The sequence below is a fragment of the Endozoicomonas ascidiicola genome (assembly GCF_001646945.1).
GTDB classification, from domain to species: domain Bacteria; phylum Pseudomonadota; class Gammaproteobacteria; order Pseudomonadales; family Endozoicomonadaceae; genus Endozoicomonas; species Endozoicomonas ascidiicola.
In genome coordinates this window covers 93,188-110,004 of record NZ_LUTV01000007.1, presented here as the reverse complement: position 1 = coordinate 110,004, position 16,817 = coordinate 93,188, and the positions used below count along the sequence as shown (strand labels likewise).

Annotated in this window: 18 protein-coding genes; 10 read left to right on the top strand and 8 right to left on the bottom strand. The window is 47.1% G+C overall.

From position 1 onward, the window contains the following. Positions 1–40 precede the first annotated feature (40 nt). From leuB to leuC, 3 genes are read right to left on the bottom strand one after another with little or no spacing between them, the layout of a single operon-like run. Positions 41–1,123, bottom strand: a complete 1,083-nt coding sequence (gene leuB, locus AKL11_RS19605) for a 3-isopropylmalate dehydrogenase (RefSeq protein ID WP_067520867.1) — start codon at positions 1,121–1,123, stop codon at positions 41–43. A 27-nt stretch (positions 1,124–1,150) separates the two neighbouring features. Then, positions 1,151–1,795, bottom strand: a complete 645-nt coding sequence (gene leuD / locus AKL11_RS19600) for a 3-isopropylmalate dehydratase small subunit (protein ID WP_067521373.1) — start codon at positions 1,793–1,795, stop codon at positions 1,151–1,153. Positions 1,796–1,810: 15 nt separating this feature from the next. Next, positions 1,811–3,268: a 3-isopropylmalate dehydratase large subunit gene (gene leuC, locus AKL11_RS19595; protein ID WP_067520865.1), complete on the bottom strand. Its 1,458-nt coding sequence runs from the start codon at positions 3,266–3,268 to the stop codon at positions 1,811–1,813. A gap of 194 nt (positions 3,269–3,462) precedes the next feature. Between leuC and AKL11_RS19590 the strand changes: the two genes are divergently transcribed. After that, positions 3,463–4,350 carry a LysR family transcriptional regulator gene (locus AKL11_RS19590; protein ID WP_067520862.1) on the top strand — a complete coding sequence of 296 codons (888 nt, stop codon included), beginning with the start codon at positions 3,463–3,465 and terminating at the stop codon, positions 4,348–4,350. Between the two features lies 1 nt (position 4,351). Here AKL11_RS19590 and AKL11_RS19585 read toward each other — a convergent pair whose 3' ends face one another. After that, positions 4,352–4,741: a cupin domain-containing protein gene (locus tag AKL11_RS19585; RefSeq protein WP_067520859.1), complete on the bottom strand. Its 390-nt coding sequence runs from the start codon at positions 4,739–4,741 to the stop codon at positions 4,352–4,354. A 73-nt stretch (positions 4,742–4,814) separates the two neighbouring features. Here AKL11_RS19585 and acuI point away from each other — a divergent pair, with 73 nt between their 5' ends. Further along, a complete protein-coding gene (gene acuI, locus AKL11_RS19580) occupies positions 4,815–5,792 on the top strand; it encodes an acrylyl-CoA reductase (NADPH) (RefSeq protein WP_067520856.1) in 978 nt (325 codons plus the stop codon). Positions 5,793–5,923: 131 nt separating this feature from the next. Beyond that, positions 5,924–7,366, top strand: coding sequence for a TrkH family potassium uptake protein (locus AKL11_RS19575; protein ID WP_067520853.1), 1,443 nt, complete (start codon positions 5,924–5,926; stop codon positions 7,364–7,366). Here AKL11_RS19575 and AKL11_RS24775 read toward each other — a convergent pair. Then, positions 7,341–7,517 (bottom strand): NAD(P)-binding protein, encoded by a 177-nt coding sequence (locus tag AKL11_RS24775; protein ID WP_095210547.1) that lies wholly within the window; start codon positions 7,515–7,517, stop codon positions 7,341–7,343. The two genes, AKL11_RS19575 and AKL11_RS24775, sit on opposite strands and share 26 nt — an antisense overlap. A 213-nt stretch (positions 7,518–7,730) precedes the next feature. Between AKL11_RS24775 and AKL11_RS19570 the strand changes: the two genes are divergently transcribed. Both AKL11_RS19570 and AKL11_RS19565 read left to right on the top strand, forming a co-directional pair. Next, complete coding sequence (locus tag AKL11_RS19570) at positions 7,731–8,276, top strand: hypothetical protein (RefSeq protein WP_067520850.1); 546 nt, start codon at positions 7,731–7,733, stop codon at positions 8,274–8,276. A 13-nt stretch (positions 8,277–8,289) separates the two neighbouring features. After that, positions 8,290–8,535, top strand: coding sequence for a DUF6482 family protein (locus AKL11_RS19565; protein ID WP_067520846.1), 246 nt, complete (start codon positions 8,290–8,292; stop codon positions 8,533–8,535). A 23-nt stretch (positions 8,536–8,558) separates the two neighbouring features. Here AKL11_RS19565 and AKL11_RS19560 read toward each other — a convergent pair whose 3' ends face one another. Beyond that, positions 8,559–8,903, bottom strand: a complete 345-nt coding sequence (locus tag AKL11_RS19560; RefSeq protein ID WP_067520842.1) for a 5-carboxymethyl-2-hydroxymuconate Delta-isomerase — start codon at positions 8,901–8,903, stop codon at positions 8,559–8,561. A 53-nt stretch (positions 8,904–8,956) separates the two neighbouring features. Beyond that, on the bottom strand, positions 8,957–10,465 hold the full coding sequence (locus tag AKL11_RS19555; RefSeq protein WP_067520839.1) for an alpha/beta hydrolase family protein: 1,509 nt from the start codon (positions 10,463–10,465) through the stop codon (positions 8,957–8,959). A gap of 440 nt (positions 10,466–10,905) precedes the next feature. On the opposite strand from AKL11_RS19555, the gene AKL11_RS19550 reads away from it, so the two are divergent. The 5 genes from AKL11_RS19550 to AKL11_RS19530 all read left to right on the top strand — a co-directional run bounded on the left by AKL11_RS19550 (position 10,906) and on the right by AKL11_RS19530 (position 15,765). Then, positions 10,906–11,742 carry an IS630 family transposase gene (locus tag AKL11_RS19550; RefSeq protein WP_157673574.1) on the top strand — a complete coding sequence of 279 codons (837 nt, stop codon included), beginning with the start codon at positions 10,906–10,908 and terminating at the stop codon, positions 11,740–11,742. A gap of 236 nt (positions 11,743–11,978) precedes the next feature. Continuing rightward, positions 11,979–12,914 (top strand): D-2-hydroxyacid dehydrogenase, encoded by a 936-nt coding sequence (locus AKL11_RS19545; RefSeq protein WP_067520835.1) that lies wholly within the window; start codon positions 11,979–11,981, stop codon positions 12,912–12,914. Positions 12,915–12,981: 67 nt separating this feature from the next. Beyond that, complete coding sequence (locus tag AKL11_RS19540) at positions 12,982–13,872, top strand: PA4780 family RIO1-like protein kinase (RefSeq protein ID WP_067520831.1); 891 nt, start codon at positions 12,982–12,984, stop codon at positions 13,870–13,872. A gap of 140 nt (positions 13,873–14,012) precedes the next feature. After that, positions 14,013–14,675 (top strand): DUF1294 domain-containing protein, encoded by a 663-nt coding sequence (locus tag AKL11_RS19535; RefSeq protein ID WP_067520828.1) that lies wholly within the window; start codon positions 14,013–14,015, stop codon positions 14,673–14,675. 1 nt (position 14,676) lies between these two features. Further along, positions 14,677–15,765 (top strand): NAD(P)H-dependent flavin oxidoreductase, encoded by a 1,089-nt coding sequence (locus AKL11_RS19530; RefSeq protein ID WP_095210546.1) that lies wholly within the window; start codon positions 14,677–14,679, stop codon positions 15,763–15,765. A gap of 540 nt (positions 15,766–16,305) precedes the next feature. On the opposite strand, the gene AKL11_RS19525 is transcribed toward AKL11_RS19530, so the two are convergent. Further along, positions 16,306–16,817, bottom strand: a 512-nt coding sequence (locus AKL11_RS19525; protein WP_157673691.1) for an IS630 family transposase, incomplete at its 5' end; no start/stop codon positions are given.

The following is a 16,817-nucleotide window of genomic DNA, read 5'->3' as shown; positions in this document are numbered from 1 at the left end:
CATCTAATCAAAAACATCTAATCAAAAACATCAAAAATCATTACGAATGCTGCAAGCACTCAACCACCGCATCACCCATTTCAGCGGTGCCGAGCAATTGACTTCCCTCAGAAGCAATATCACCGGTGCGATAGCCCTTATCCAACACATCGCTTACCGCCTTTTCAATAGCGTCCGCCGCGGCACCTTCGCCTAAAGAGTAACGGAGCAACATAGCCAGAGAGAGAATCTGTGCCAGCGGGTTTGCTTTGTTCTCGCCAGCAATATCCGGTGCAGAGCCGTGTACCGGCTCATACATGCCCTGATTCTTTTCATTCAGGGAAGCCGAAGGCAACATACCAATAGAGCCGGTCAACATCGCAGCACAATCACTGAGAATATCACCGAACATATTGCCGGTAACCATAACATCAAACTGCTTCGGTGCCCGCACCAGTTGCATGGCGGCATTATCAACGTACATATGGCTCAGCTCAACAGCGTGATATGCAGCAGATTCTTCAATCACCACGTCACGCCATAAAGCCGTCACTTCCAATACGTTGGATTTATCCACGGAACATAAACGACCACCGCGTTTTTGCGCTGCCTCGAAAGCCACTTTCGCTATACGACGAATTTCTGATTCCTGATAAACATAGGTGTTATAACCTTCGCGCTCGCCGTTCTCCAGAGTACGAACACCTCGAGGCTCGCCAAAATAAATGCCGCCAGTTAATTCGCGGACAATGAGAATATCCAGCCCAGCCACCAATTCAGGTTTCAAACTGGACGCTGCCGCCAATTGCGGAAACAAAATCGCCGGGCGCAAGTTGGCAAACAAATCCAACTCGGAACGCAATTTCAACAATCCTTTTTCCGGACGATTGGCCATGGGTTGATCATCCCACTTCGGCCCGCCGACCGAACCAAACAAAATAGCATCGGAAGCCTTGGCAACAGCCAACACGTCATCTGTCAGAGGCACACCGTCCTGATCGATGGCTGCACCACCCACAAGACCGTGACTGACCTCAATATCCAGCCCAAACGTCTGCCTGACCACATCCAGCACTTTCAGGGCTTCCGCCATGATCTCCGGACCAATACCGTCACCGGGAAGACATAAAATCTGCTTACTCATTGTTATTCCTTATATACCGCTCAAATATTAATTTCCGGCGAACAGCCATGGATTATTGGCTTGATAACCCTGTTCAAAAGCTCGAATCTTATCCGCGTCCTGCAACGTTAAGCCAATGTCGTCCAAACCATTTAACAGACAGTGACGTCGGAAGGCGTCAATGGAAAATGGCAATTCGTCACCGTTTGGCTTGACTACCACTTCTCGTTCAAGATTAATCTCCAGCTGATAACCTTCGTTGGCTTCAACGTCTGAGAACAATTGATCCACTTGCTCATCAGAGAGCGTGATAGGCAAAATGCCGTTTTTAAAACAATTGTTGTAAAAAATATCCGCAAAGCTGGGTGCAATAACACAACGAAAACCAAAGTCATCCAAAGCCCAGGGCGCATGTTCACGGCTGGAGCCACAACCAAAGTTTTGCCGTGCAATCAACACAGAAACGCCCTGATAACGAGGTTGGTTCAGCACAAACTCTTTGTTAAGAGGGCGCTTCGAACAATCCTGCCCAGGGAAACCTTCATCTTCATAACGCAGTTCATCAAACAGATTCACACCAAAACCGGAACGTTTGATGGATTTCAGAAACTGCTTGGGAATGATCATGTCCGTATCCACATTGGCACGATCCATGGGAGCCACTAACCCTTTATGTACAGTAAAAGCCTGCATAGTCATTAACCTCCCTTAAGCTGCAGTTTCAGCATTATTAACAAACTGACGTACATCTACGAAGTGACCAGCAATGGCTGCCGCTGCTGCCATAGCCGGGCTCACCAGATGGGTGCGACCACCAAAGCCCTGACGACCTTCGAAGTTACGATTAGACGTAGAAGCGCAGTGTTCACCCTGCCCCAGTTTGTCGGCATTCATGGCCAGACACATGGAGCAACCAGGCTCACGCCATTGCAAGCCGGCTTCAGTGAAAATTTTATCCAACCCTTCGGCTTCCGCTTGAGCCTTCACCAAGCCTGAGCCAGGCACCACCAGCGCTTCTTTGACAGATTGAGAAACGGTTTTCCCTTTAACGACAGCTGCCGCCTCTCTTAGATCTTCAATGCGGGAGTTGGTGCAGGAACCAATAAATACACGATCAACAGGGATATCCGTAATTTTTTGTCCGGCGGTTAAACCCATGTATTCCAGAGCACGGGCATAACCTTCTTTGCGGGTTTCATCTTCCGCATCTTCCGGGGCAGGCACACTACCATCGACGGGTAAAACCATTTCCGGAGAAGTACCCCAGCTCACCTGAGGTTTAATATCTGCACCATTTAACACGACGACTTCATCAAACTGGGCATCGTCGTCTGAATGCAATGTTTTCCAGACGTTTACCGCCTGCTGCCACTGTTCAGCTTTGGGTGCAAACGGACGGTCTTTCACGTAATCGATGGTTGTCTGATCAACTGCGACCATGCCGGCGCGAGCTCCAGCTTCGATGGCCATATTGCAAATGGTCATCCGACCTTCCATGGACAGGTTACAAATAACTTCGCCACCAAATTCAATAGCACAACCCGTACCGCCCGCAGTACCAATGCGCCCGATAATAGCCAACACCACATCCTTGGCCGTCACACCCGTACCCAAAGCACCATCAACGCGCACCAACATATTTTTCATTTTTTTTGCCACCAGACATTGGGTGGCAAGGACGTGCTCGACTTCAGAAGTACCAATACCATGAGCCAATGCACCAAAAGCACCGTGGGTGGAGGTATGGGAATCACCGCAAACCACGGTCATGCCGGGCAAAGTAGCGCCCTGCTCAGGCCCCACCACATGCACAATACCTTGACGACGGTCTTTCATATCAAACTGGGTAATGCCAAAGTGGTCGCAGTTTTCATCCAGGGTTTTCACCTGAATTTTAGAGACTGAATCTTCAATCCCCTCAATACCGTGTTGACGTTCACTAAACGTAGTGGGTACGTTGTGATCCGGCGTCGCCAGATTGGTATCCAACCGCCAGGGCGCTCGGCTAGCAAGCCTCAAGCCCTCAAAAGCCTGAGGCGAGGTCACTTCATGGAGCAGGTGGCGATCGATATAAATCAATGCAGAACCATCGTCACGCTGGCTGACAAGATGGGCATCCCACAACTTGTCGTAAAGCGTTTTACCTCTGGAAGTCTGACCAGCCATCACTCTACCCTCGTTTTGTTTTATCAAAAAACCGCTGTGCTTTTTATAACCAGCTTGATTTATAAGCAGTTTTTGCTATTTCAGTGAGTTGTTCGGAACAGTAACAATCCTAGCCCCACAACAAAAATTACTCAAATTCATCTTTTTTATGCTATTGATAACTTATAGGAATGAATCATTAGTAGGATAGGATAATGGATACCACCAATCTGGCTGCATTTCTGGCAATCGTGGATACTGGCTCTTTTTCAGAAGCGGGCGAAAAACTGTTTCTCACTCAACCCGCTGTCAGCAAGCGTATTGCCGCACTGGAAGATCAACTGGGCACACCAGTGTTTGATCGTATTGGACGACAGGCCACGTTAAACGAAGCCGGCAAGATTTTGCTGCCGAGAGCTCGCCAGCTGATGGAGCTGGTAAAAGGCACCCGGCAAGAGATCATCAACCTGAACAGCGACATCAAAGGGCCACTGTCCATAGCAACCAGTCACCATATTGGCCTGCGTCGTTTACCCGAAATTTTGAAAACCTATACCAACCAATATCCCGACGTGAAACTGGATATCCGCTTTGTGGACTCTGAAGCATCCTATGAAATGTTGAACCGGGGTGAAATTGAACTGGGAGTTATTACTTTATCGCCCACGAAGCAACCGAACCTATTGCCCAAAAAGCTCTGGCACGACCCTCTGGTTTTTATGGCTGCCAAAGACCATCCACTGACTCGTCTGAAAAAAATAACCGCAGCACAACTTAGCGATTATCAAGCAGTACTCCCGGGAAAAAACACTTTCACTTACCAGATTGTACAAGATCTGTTTGATCAGGAAGCACTGCAACTGCAAACGGCGATGTCCACCAATTATCTGGAGACACTGCGCATGCTGGCCTCTATCGGGTTAGCCTGGAGTATTTTGCCGCTGACCATGCAGGAAGATGATCTCACCGTTTTGGACGTGCAATTGAAAGGTGCCTCGCCGGCACGGGAGCTTGGCTATATTCTGCATCCAAAACGCACCTTGTCTAATGCCGCTCAAGCCTTTGTGACACTTTTGGAAAGCAGTAAAGATCCTGCACCATAGATTACTTTATCTCTGTCACCACCACTTCCAGTGGCTCATTCCCTGCATTGACGCAATAGTGCAGCTCATTTTCAGGATCTGCATCCAGCCAATACGATTCACCTGCCTGCCAGTGATGAACAGACAGCACTTCGCCACTGACCAACGTTCTTTTTAGCGTTCCGTCTCTTAAAGCAGTGACGACTCTTGGGTAATCATGACGATGTAACTTCAGCGGCTGATCGACCACAATGACTGAACGCCAAGTATGTACTTTATTATTATTCAGCTGTTCAAATCGTTGAGATTGCTTAGGCTTTCCATCTTTCGTTTCACAGGCACTAGCGCTGGACAATGCACATACCCCCACCAACGCCAGCATAAATACCGATACAATTGTTCGGTTTTTCATCAATGCTCACCTCTCGCCACAATGTCAGAGCAGGAGTATAGTCAATACTCTCTTTTTGCTGAGATGATCAACCATGTTCAAGGCACTGGTACTTAATCAACAGGATGCAAACACTGTCTCAACTGTTGAGCAGTTGGACGACAGCAGCCTTCCAGATGGCGATGTTGTGGTCAGCGTTGAATACTCCTCTCTGAATTACAAAGATGGCCTGGCCATTACCGGAAAAGGCAGAATCATTCGCCAATTCCCTATGGTGCCGGGCATTGATTACGCAGGTAAAGTGCTGACCTCCAGTGACGATCGTTACCAGCCCGGAGACTCGGTTGTACTCACTGGCTGGGGTGTTGGCGAAAATCATTGGGGCGGTATGGCCGAAAAAGCCAGCGTCCCTGCAGATTATCTTGTTCCCATGCCCACAGGCCTTGATAGCCGTAAAGCCATGATCATTGGCACTGCAGGCCTCACCGCCATGCTCTGTGTAATGGCACTAGAAGACGCTGGCATTACACCGGACAAAGGTGACATTCTGGTCACTGGTGCCAGTGGTGGTGTAGGCAGTGTTGCAATCACTTTGCTGGATCAATTGGGGTATCAGGTTGTAGCTTGCTCTGGTCGTGAGCAAAACAATGAGTGGTTAAAATCCATTGGTGCTGACCGTGTCATCCCCCGTGATGATCTACTGGAACCGGCAAAACCACTGGAAAAACAACTCTGGACTGGCTGCATTGATACGGTTGGCAGCAAAGTGCTGGCCAAGGTACTGACTCAGATAGACTACGATGGTGCGGTGGCTGCCTGCGGTCTCGCCGGTGGCTTTGATCTGCCAACCACTGTTATGCCATTTATCCTCCGTGGTGTAAAACTCCTCGGTGTGGACTCTGTCATGTGTCCTTTTGAGCGTCGCACTCAGGCCTGGAGTCGTGTAGCAGAATTACTGCCAGAAACGTTCTACAGCAATGCCGGCAACGAAGTGGCGCTTGATGCCGTACCGGAGCTGGCAGAAGCCATCACCAATGGACAGGTAACCGGTCGTACCCTGATCAAGTTGTAATCCTTCATCGACCTTCTACACTTCCCATCAACTGATGGTTATAGGCTGTCGTTTATAGCGCCATCAGCAAACCGGATGCCCTGTTCTAACTCAGGGCATTACTGTCTATTCTCACAGTTTGATGAAAAGTAATGAACCATCGTCCGGTACTTTATGTCATCGGTCTTTTCTTAACGGCCCTGGCAAAATTCATGTTGATACCGGTGATCTATGATCTGCTCACCGATGATTCAGGGATTTGGGAATTTCTTGCGGCTGCTGGCGTTACTCTAGTGACCGGCGCTGCTCTAACCATCAATTTCAAACCCGACACCTTTAATATGAAGCCCCGGCAAGTGTTTGTATTAACAACACTGTGCTGGATTGCTGTAAGCAGTTTTGCCGCGTTACCCTTTTGGTTCAAATTGTCCGTCAGCTATACCGATGCGTTTTTTGAAACGATGTCCGGAATTACCACGACCGGGTCCACCGTGTTGACCGGGCTGGATTATATGGATCACAGTGTGCTGCTTTGGCGATCGCTACTGCAATGGTTTGGGGGGATCGGATTTATTGTTATGGCCGTGGCTGTGCTGCCTTTTTTGAAAGTAGGCGGCATGCGTCTTTTTCAAAGTGAATCATCGGATTGGTCTGAAAAAGCACTCCCCCGCTCTGGCAGCATCGCCAAGCGCATTATCCTCGTCTATCTGATAATGACAGTACTCTGCGCCTATCTGTATTATCTTGGAGGCATGAATGGGTTTGAAGCGATTAACCATTCCATGAGTACGGTATCCACTGGTGGTTATTCAACATCCGATGCATCCATGGGGAATTTTAGAAGCCCATTCATAATCTGGACCAGTACCTTCTTTATGATTCTGGCCAGCCTCCCCTTTGTCCTGTTCGTGCGCGGTATGCGAGGAGAGATAGATTGCCTTTATAAAGACACACAGGTTCAGGCATTTATCGGTTTTCTGGTCTGCGTTTGGCTGGTGCTGGGAACTTGGCTTTGCTTTCATTCACAGTACAGTTTCTTTGAGTCATTAACCCTCGTGTCGTTTAATACAACATCCACGGTGACGACAACTGGTTATGCTTACGGTGATTATTCATTGTGGGGGGCTTTTGCCAACATCGCCTTTTTCTTTTTGTTGTTTGTTGGCGGTTGTTCTGGCTCCACAGCGGGTGGGATAAAAATCTTCCGTTTCCAGATCGGTAGTAAACTGTTGCATATTCAATTGAAACAGTTGGTTCACCCCAGAGCCTGTTTTGTGCAAACCTATAATGGACAACAGATCAGCAGTGAGATTCTTCGCTCTCTTATTGGCTTTACTTTCTTTTTTATTTTGTTGATCGCACTGATCAGCCTATTACTGGCGCTGTGTGGGCTTGACCCTATCACCAGTGTGACAGGAGCCACAACTGCCGTTACCAATGTAGGGCCGGGACTTGGTGATATTATTGGCCCCGCCGGAAACTTTAGCTCTCTTCATGATGCGGCCAAATGGATTTTAAGTGCGGGCATGTTACTTGGCAGGCTGGAAGTTATTACGGTGCTGGTGTTGTTTACACCCGCTTTCTGGAAAGGTTAAGCCTTAATATCAATTCTGTTTTTAAATTAAGAGCCATCCGCCCACCAAAGCCCCGGCTTTTCTCAAAAACCGTCACCTCATGACCAATTTTATGTAATAAGCTTGCAGTTTTTATTCCAGAAAGACCTGAGCCAATCACGGCAATTTTCATACTTTCTCCTTGGCAACGCTCATATCAGACAGCCATTAATAAGTAACTATTTGTTTTTATTTACTAATTCACAGCCTTAAGTCAAAAAGCCCTGTACGAAAAACCAATCAGATCGATGCTGCGTAAAACAATGAACCATCGATAAACGGCAGCATAACAAAGATTTTCGGAGCTACCCTTTACTTATTACAGAAATTGCAACGGAGCTGCATCATGAAACAACAACTCTACCTGTTACCCGGCTTAAAAACCGCCAGACACCTCTCAGAGCAATTGGAAGGTGCTGGTCTTCATCATAAGCAGCTGCACATTGCCCATATGGATCATACCAGAACCATTCAATATCACCTGAACGACCTTAACTTTCTGGAAGAGTCCGATGTTATTCATTCCGGGGAACGCGGATTTCTTGTGGGTATGATGCTTTCTTTAATCACGGGCATGATTGCCTGGAAACTTCTGGCTGACCATCCCGCTGGCCTGCTAATCACCGGGTTCGCCTGCGTCATTGTCCTGGGATTTTCTACCTGGTTGGGGGGATTGATTGGGGTGTCCAGCGATAATTATCGACTCCAGCCTTTTCATGACCATATCAGTGAAGGCGGCGCTGTGCTCATGGTGGATCTACGCACAAAAAATGACCGCGAAATCCTCGATTCCATCACATCTCATTTTGAGCCGGTAAAACCTGCAGGTTTCGTCAGCAGTATTGATAACCCATTCCTTGGAGATCTTATTCCCCGGAAACATTACAGCTAATCTGGAGATGCCCATGTACCTTAAAGAACTTAAAAAAGCCGTACAAAAAGCACCAGTCACCGTGCAGTTGATTAGCCACGAGGGGGATATTTACCTTTGTCAGATCAATGGTTCTGAGCTTCTGAAACTGGATCATAAGACGCCCAAGATCTTCCACAGCATCTGTGAGGCAAAGGACTTTCTTGGTAAAGACATTTCAGCGAAGATGGAGCTGATCACTTCAGCAGCCTATGATGAGATGATTTATCCGGCCAGTTGAACCCAGTGCAAACGTGTTGTCACTCAACGGATAATACGTTTCAAATAAACCGCCCGGCTCATATCTTCAACATCAACAGACACCATTGTGTTGTTGAAGCCAAGACCCGCCAAAGCGTTCATAACATTCTCTGCCAGCATCTGCTTTTGTGCTTCATTTCGTCCTGACAGAATTTTTGCCGTCACATGAATAAAACCCATTCCCTCAACGGGCAGAAGGTAGTGATCAAAAGGCTGCATTCTCACCTTGATATCGGTTTCATTGAACAACCCGGATTGCACAGCGGACTGAAAAATAGCGAACATCAATCGATCAGGAGGGGTAAATTCTTCAATGGATCTGGAGTATTCAATAACGAAATGAGGCATGGATAACAACCTGAAGAGCTAATAAAGATAACTCATTCAGGTTTTACCATGTTTCAACGCATACTTGGAAGCACGTTGTAGAACCTATGGGCAAGGCTATGAACGACATGCTGCGCTTTTTTTACCGAACGATTATGGAGAATAGTTTCTGGCACTTTTGCCAAACGCTTATTCACTTTTTCCAAACCTGCCCGTGTTTGATTGGTCAGTTTCTTAACCTTGCGAGGAATTGACAGCTTTTTTCCACCAAGATACTTACCAGTGTGAAGACTGAAATAGCTGGCGTTTTCAGGTGCCTTGATATTGAAAAGTGTCACCTTAGCTTCTTCAGCGTTAAGACCGGCACCAATATGGCACTCACCAGTATCCTGCACCAGATCGTCTTTTATCATCATATGCGTGATGCTGAAATCGAGATGCTGTGATTTGTCGACTTTCTTTAGGTCGTCAACACTCTCCTTGATGAGCTTTGGCGTACTTTCAGGAACACCGGCAGAGTTTTTGGTGAAGACATCAATTTTTCGGATATTACTCAAGCCATTGTAGCGTGGTTCCAGAACACCAAATCCCATCTTCTCAAGTTCGTTTGTATCAGGCTCAGGTTGCCGCTGCCTGACCGTTTGACGAAGAAGATGACTGGCATAGTTTTGAGAATCCGCCCCACCGAGGCTGTGTCCGAGAATTTGAAGATTCACCGGAGTATCTGGCCGCTTTTTCAAAAGATTCATTAGTACAGTATCAAGATATTCACTGATATCCCCAGAACCCTTTATAAGCGTTTTTGAACCGGCACCGTCAGCTTCCATGTCCCGGATGGCAGATGCCGCATCTTTAGTTCCCCGGAAAACCAGTTTCACATCGAGAGGGCTACCGTCCTTTGGTAATTTAGTGGGACAAAGAACGAAAGCATTCAGTCCTGCTTCAACATTCACTCCTCTTACCTGGAAAGCACGAAAGCTCCGTAGCCTTCCAGAAGAGTCAGGAAGCTTAACCTTATCCCCATGTTTGATGTTATAAGCCAGCTCATGGGCAATAAATTCTTTCCCGGGCAACATGGGATCACTTTCAAGCAATGGTTTCAGTTGCCCATACTGATCAGAGCCCTCGGATACAGCCTCATCTATCGGCTTATTTTTTGGCTCAAGGCTCACCTGATCCAGCTTATCCAGCTTATCCGTTGAACCTGCAACCCAGCTCTCAAAACTCACCTTACACTTAGAGCTTTGCCCGGTAGCAACCACAACTTCCGATTCATCACGGTCGTCAAATGCACGATTTATTGAAGCCTTTTCACCGGTTAACGGCTCATCACCACAAGCATCGGATTCTGGGTAAGCCAACAGGGAATGGCCTTCATCAGCTATTGAAACTGCCCTGCAGGCTAGCGACGTCTTTTCTACGGTCGGCTCATTACCTTGTTTAGGAAGGCAGTTATGATTTGGTGCTGACCCAGCGGGAGTCAGGTCACTATTAACACTATTAGTATTAGCAGGCACACTAGTACCCTTAGCCTTGATAGGCTGGGGATAAAAGAAACTGGTCACACTGCTAATGAAACTCACTCTATGCACCTTTGAACTTTCTCGCCATTGGCGGGACTAATTTGTATATAAACCAAAACTCATTTGAAACATACGGTTCTAAATGAGCAGATAAATTGATCCAAAGCATGAAACGAAAAACGATTCAAGACGTATAATTACAGATCATTTTTTGCCATAACTATTCGATTCATGCTTAAAGTCCTACACGATAAATGGAATCAATCCCCAGAATGCCTCTATCAATCTGGATTATCAGAACCTCACCATAGGACGCGCGAACGCTTTATGGCCCTTTATCAAGTCTGTTGTGAGCAATCCGCTTCACAGGTGGCCTTCAGCACCAAACGCGCAACACACACCTTGTGGAAATGGATCAAAGCTTATAATGAATTCGGCCCAAAAGCTCTCCAGTATAAGCGTACAGGCGGGCACCCCCCTTTTGTCTAACCGTTACCTCAATCATCACTCAAGCCATCCACCGCTCGGCTGAAGCCGCTGCAAATGCTGAAAAGTCGTCACTCCCTCGCTGGACTCTTAAAAGGTTAGTAAACTGGTGCAAGGTGAAATGGAGCTTTACTTGCTCCCGGGAAACTATTCGCCGTGTTTTGAAAAGGAATAATATCTCCTGGAAAAAGGCGAAGAAGCTCCTGAATCGTGCCGATCCTGAAAAAAGAGCAGACTATCTGAAGCAGCTTGAGCCGTTACTTCAGCAGGCAACCAGGCAAGAAAAACTGATCGTTTATATTGACGAAGCGCACATTCATCAGGATACGGATATCGGTAGTGGGTGGTCAGCTAAAGGCGGTAGACTCTTTGTGTCTTCTTGCTCTCCAGGGCTATCCAAAGTCACGTTTTACGGGATTTATTACTACAACGAGGGCCAGGTTAGGATTTGGCCATACCCCAAAGGCAATTCACAACATACTGTGAATGTTCTGGAGCGTATTCGACAGGAGAATCTTGAACGACAAATTACTGTTATTTGGGATGGTGCGTCCTATCATCGGTCATTTGACGTCTGCAAGGCTGCAAAAAATCTAAAAATAGAGCTAGTCTGGCTACCTCCGTACAGTCCTGATTTTATGCCAGTTGAGGCTCTTTGGCGTTGGTTGAGAGAGGAGGTAACTTATCATTATTGTCATAGCACCCAAGATGAACTGGTGAAGAATGTCAAAGCCTTCTGCGTGCAGATTAACCAAAAACCAGTCGAGTTAGCCGACAGACTCCATACCAAGACGTCTCTTGACGAGGAGGAAGAGGTGCTCAGAAAACCGGTTAAGCCAAAACCAAAATAAAACCGATGGTTTCAAGTGAGTTTTGGTTTAAAAACAACAATTTATAAATTATTTATTTCTTTTCTAACCATTCAGACAGCTTTTTTGAGCATTAGTTCCTGATAAAGATGTTTTAAAAGATATTATCTGTTCTTATGCTGGCTAACCGTGCTTCGAGCCGGCTCTCAAGGTATGATCTGTACACTTGATGTATTGCCACGGGATTGAGCTCAATTCCTTCTGCCATAGGAGACAAAATGATCAACGGCGTATTTCTCGATGCTGCCACCCTGGGGCCAGATCTGGACCTGACACCACTCCATAAACTGCCTGTGAATTGGCAATTCCATGATTTCACCCGACCGGATCATGTACTGAAGCGTTGTCAGAATGCTCAAATCATCATTACCAATAAGGTGGTTCTTGATGAGTCCGTACTCAATCAGCCTGGACATCTGAAGCTCATCTGTATCGCCGCCACCGGTATGAATAATGTGGATCTTGCCGCCGCTGAACGGCAGGGCATTGCGGTAAAAAATGTCACCAATTACGGTGGCAGCAGTATTGCCCAACTGGTGTTTAATGTGATTCTCGAGCTGACCACCCATGCCGCAGGCTACAACCAACTGGTTAGATCGGGTCAGTGGAGTAAAAGCCAGTCTTTCTGGCTGTTTGATTACCCGATGATTGAACTGGCGGGAAAGACCATGGGATTGGTGGGTTATGGTCATCTCGCTCGCTCCGTGGAACACCTGGCGAAAGCCTTTGGCATGAATGTACTAATATCGGAACAAAAAGAGGCTGACAATCTGCGCCCGGGCAGAACACCGTTTCAGCAGGTGGTGAGCGACGCGGATATCATCAGTATTCACTGCCCATTAACTGAATCCACCAGAAACCTGTTTTCTGAGCCGGAATTTCAGGGGATGAAATCCTCTGCCATTCTAATCAATACCGCTCGTGGTGGCATTGTGAATGAAGCAGCGCTGGTCACTGCACTAAACAATGGTGATATTGCCGGTGCCGCTGTGGATGTCATCACCACAGAACCCCCGCCGGAAGATTACCCATTGATTCGCCACCAGCCAGATAACCTGATAATCACTCCGCACATTGCCTGGGCCACCCTTGAATCCCGCACAAGGCTACTGCAACAGCTGGTGAACAACATCCGTAACAGCGGGCTTTTCTAAGCTCCTAAATCCATCTCCGCCTAAACCCCTATTCCATCGGGCCGGTAAATAAGGTAAAAGTTTCCTTATGAGAACCCCTAAACGAATCCAACCTCTGGTTGATGAAGGTCTGGTAGACGAAGTCCTTCGACAGTTAATGAGTGGCAAAGAAGCTGATGTCTTTGTCGTGCGCTGCGGATCGGAAGTCCGCTGCGCCAAAGTGTATAAAGAAGCCGTAAAACGCAGCTTCAAAAAAGCCGCGCAGTACCAGGAGGGCAGAAAAGAACGCAACAGCCGAAGGCAGCGAGCCATTGAAAAAGGCTCCAAGTTCGGCCGTAAACAGCAGGAAGAAGTGTGGCAGAACGCCGAAGTGGACGCCCTATTCCGATTGGCAAGAGCGGGCGTGCGGGTTCCTCAGCCCTACATTTGTCTGGATGGCGTCCTCCTTATGGAGCTGGTCACCGACGATGAAGGCAATGTGGCACCACGCTTGGGCGAAGTGACCATGCCGGCAGAACAGGCCATCGAAGACCACGCCATCATGATGAATTACGTCAAACTGATGCTTTGTGCGGGTTTGATTCATGGTGATTTATCTGAGTTCAACGTATTGGTGGACGACTATGGCCCGGTGATTATTGACCTGCCCCAGGCGGTTCATGCTTCAGGCAACAATAATGCCCAGAGCATGCTGGCTCGCGATATTGACAATATCACTCACTACTACGGCCAATTTGCACCAGAGTTGCTAAACAGCCGTTATGCGAAAGAGATCTGGAAACTCTATGAAGACGGAGAGCTGACCCCAGACAAAGAACTGACCGGCTTATTTGTTGAAGAAGAGCGCTCCGCCGATGTGGATTCCGTCATGGCTGAAATCAAAGCAGTGCTGATCGAAGAGCAAAAGCGGCAGGAACGTTTAAAAGACACGGACAGTTCCGACACTGACGATTACCCTCAAGACTACCCTGAAAACTGAGCAGTAAAGCCCGACTTTGGGCTTTACCCAACTCCCCATCTTTACAATACAGCAACACAACATTACCCTTGCTAAAAAATGACATTAGTCGTTTATTAGTCGCTCTCCACACCACAAAAACTCAACTTTAAGACGAAGTCATGGATCTGAAAGGCACGATTGTCAACTGGAATGAAAGTAAAGGTTTTGGTTTCATCAAACCAGAGGACAGCAAGAGCACTGTTTTCGCACACATCAGTGATGTAAAAGGACGACGATCAAACAATATGATGGGCACCGAAGTCACTTTTGGTATTTCAAAAGATGATAAGGGTCGAATGCACGCCATCGATATAAAAGCCATTAAATCCGCCACCCAATGGCCAGTATTTTCTCTCGCCTATATTCCTTTGCTTGCTTTTCTCATTGCCGTTGGCCTGCCCATCTACAGAAATGAATACCCTATAGAAGTCGCCTACTGGATCGGTGCTCTCAGCCTGATTTCCTTTTATTACTACGGTAGAGATAAATCCAAAGCCCAGAGTAACCAGTGGCGGGTCAATGAAGACAAACTGCACCTGCTTTCTATTCTGGGTGGCTGGCCCGGCGCCATCATTGCCCAGAAAAAATTCCGACATAAAACCGCCAAGAAATCATTCCAACGAGTTTTCTGGACCTCTGTCGTCATCAATTGCGGCATCATTGCATGGACGTTTACTTATTCGGGCGCCCCTTACATGTACGACGCAATCTTCACCATCAAATATCATCTCGTCAATGTGGCTGGTGAGCTGACACCATTGATCAAAGAACTATTGAGATAAAATGCAATCTCAAAAACAACAAGATGACAGGCAAACAACAATGGCACTTTGTAAACTGCTGGACATCGAAAAGCCCATTATTCAAGCCCCCATGGCGGGCGTACAAAACTGGGAGCTGGCAGTCGCTGTGTCTGAAGCTGGAGGCTTGGGCTCTATTCCTTGTGGCATGTTAAGCAATGAACAGATTGAAGCTGAAATCCAACAGTTCATCGCTCACTCAGCCAAGCCGTACAACCTCAACTTCTTCTGTCACACCATGCCGGAGATTGATTCTCAGGCATTACGGCATTGGGAGCAGACTTTGCAAAAGTACTTCAATGCTTTTTCAGTAAGCCCACCAGAGAAGATCACAGGCCTGCGTGTTCCTTTCGATAAGAATACTGCTAGGATTATTGAACCTTACCAGCCTCCGGTCGTTAGTTTTCACTTTGGTCTTCCCTCCCCTAAGCTGGTACGGAGAATAAAATCTTGGGGAACCGTCATTCTCTCATCCGCGACGACAGTTGAAGAAGGTATCTGGCTTCAGGAAAATGGGGCTGATGCAGTGATAGCCCAAGGGATTGAAGCCGGTGGTCATCGGGCGATGTTTATGACTAAAGACCCTGCAACTCAACGTCCTACGCAGACGCTTTTACACAATTTACAGCAAGCCCTTTCTGTCCCTGTTATTGCTGCCGGAGGCATTGCCACAAGCAATGATGTCGAACGCATTATGCAGCAGGGTGCTGCAGGTGTTCAGGTGGGAACCTCTTACCTTCTATGCCACGAAGCAAAGACCAGCCCGGTTCATCGTATGTCCATCATTTCATCCGAAAAGCCAACCGCATTAACCAATATTTTCTCAGGTCGACTGGCTAGGGGAATCACTAATCAACTAATGGAAGATCTTGGTTTTATATCAGATCATACCCCCGCATTTCCTTATACTTCAATTACACTTGCACCACTGCGCACGAGAGCAGAATCTCTTGACCAGCCAGACTTCTCACCACTATGGGCTGGCACTGACCGGTCTGGGTGCAGAGAAGTATCAGCAAAAGAACTGACAGAAGAACTTTGGACTATCTTATCATCCAATGGTATCAGGTAAGCATAATCAGCCTGCCCCCGAGGGTGTACCAGGAAAGCCTTGCTGTTTGACAGTAAACCTGACAGGCCATAGTAGTATTTGGGCTGATAAGCATTAGAACCAACATAGACACACTTAGAGTTATTTAAGAATTCCCGATCACAAAGAATTTCACTGAATATTCGCGATACATCATCTTTACCTGCAGACAATGAGCAGTGCAGTGCATCCGTAATTTCTCCCAGGGCGCTCTCGTAAAGCTCCACTTCAGGTAATTGCTCTTTAAGCCGATCAAGCCAAGGCTTTGGATAAGCTCCACATCCTGCCGCTCCTTTTCTTACACTATCACCCACATCCTTTACCAATGCACGAAGTACGTTGTATACTTTTTCATTAATACATCGTCGATTATAAATAGGCTTGGCTAATATTAACTCGGACTTTTCCAACTCTTGCCTCCCCATATAGTCTTGCGCGTCTTGATCAGAACCTCCACCCCATAAGTTAGGCGTACAATGTGAATTAACAGCGACTTTATGACTGTCATAGAAAATCAACACCCTAGTGTAGTGCGCCGTTCTTTTTGCTGCTTAAGCGGCAATTAGCTCGAACTACCTTCTCCAGTATGTCATTAGCCTTGGCTGTCCATATAAACGGCTTGGGCTTCTCGTTATGTTTTTCGATATATTCCTCTATTGCCTCCACAAGCTCTGGAACACTTTTGAATACCCCTCGACGTAAACGCTGTGTGGTTAAATCTCGGAAAAACCTCTCAACCATGTTCATCCATGAAGCTGATGTCGGTGTAAAGTGAACGTGGAATCGCGGGTGCTTTTCCAGCCACTCTTTTACCTTCGGATGTTTATGAGTTGCGTAGTTATCACAGATAAGATGTAAAGACTTATCTTTTGGGGYTTCCCGATCAATCTGTTTCAAAAACTTCAGCCACTCTGCATGAGTATGCTTTTGCTGGCATTGACCAATAATATTTCCTGTAAGTACGTTCAGTGCTGCAAACAAGGTAGTTGTCCCATGTCGTTTGTAATCATGAGTCATTGTCGCAGCACGTCCCT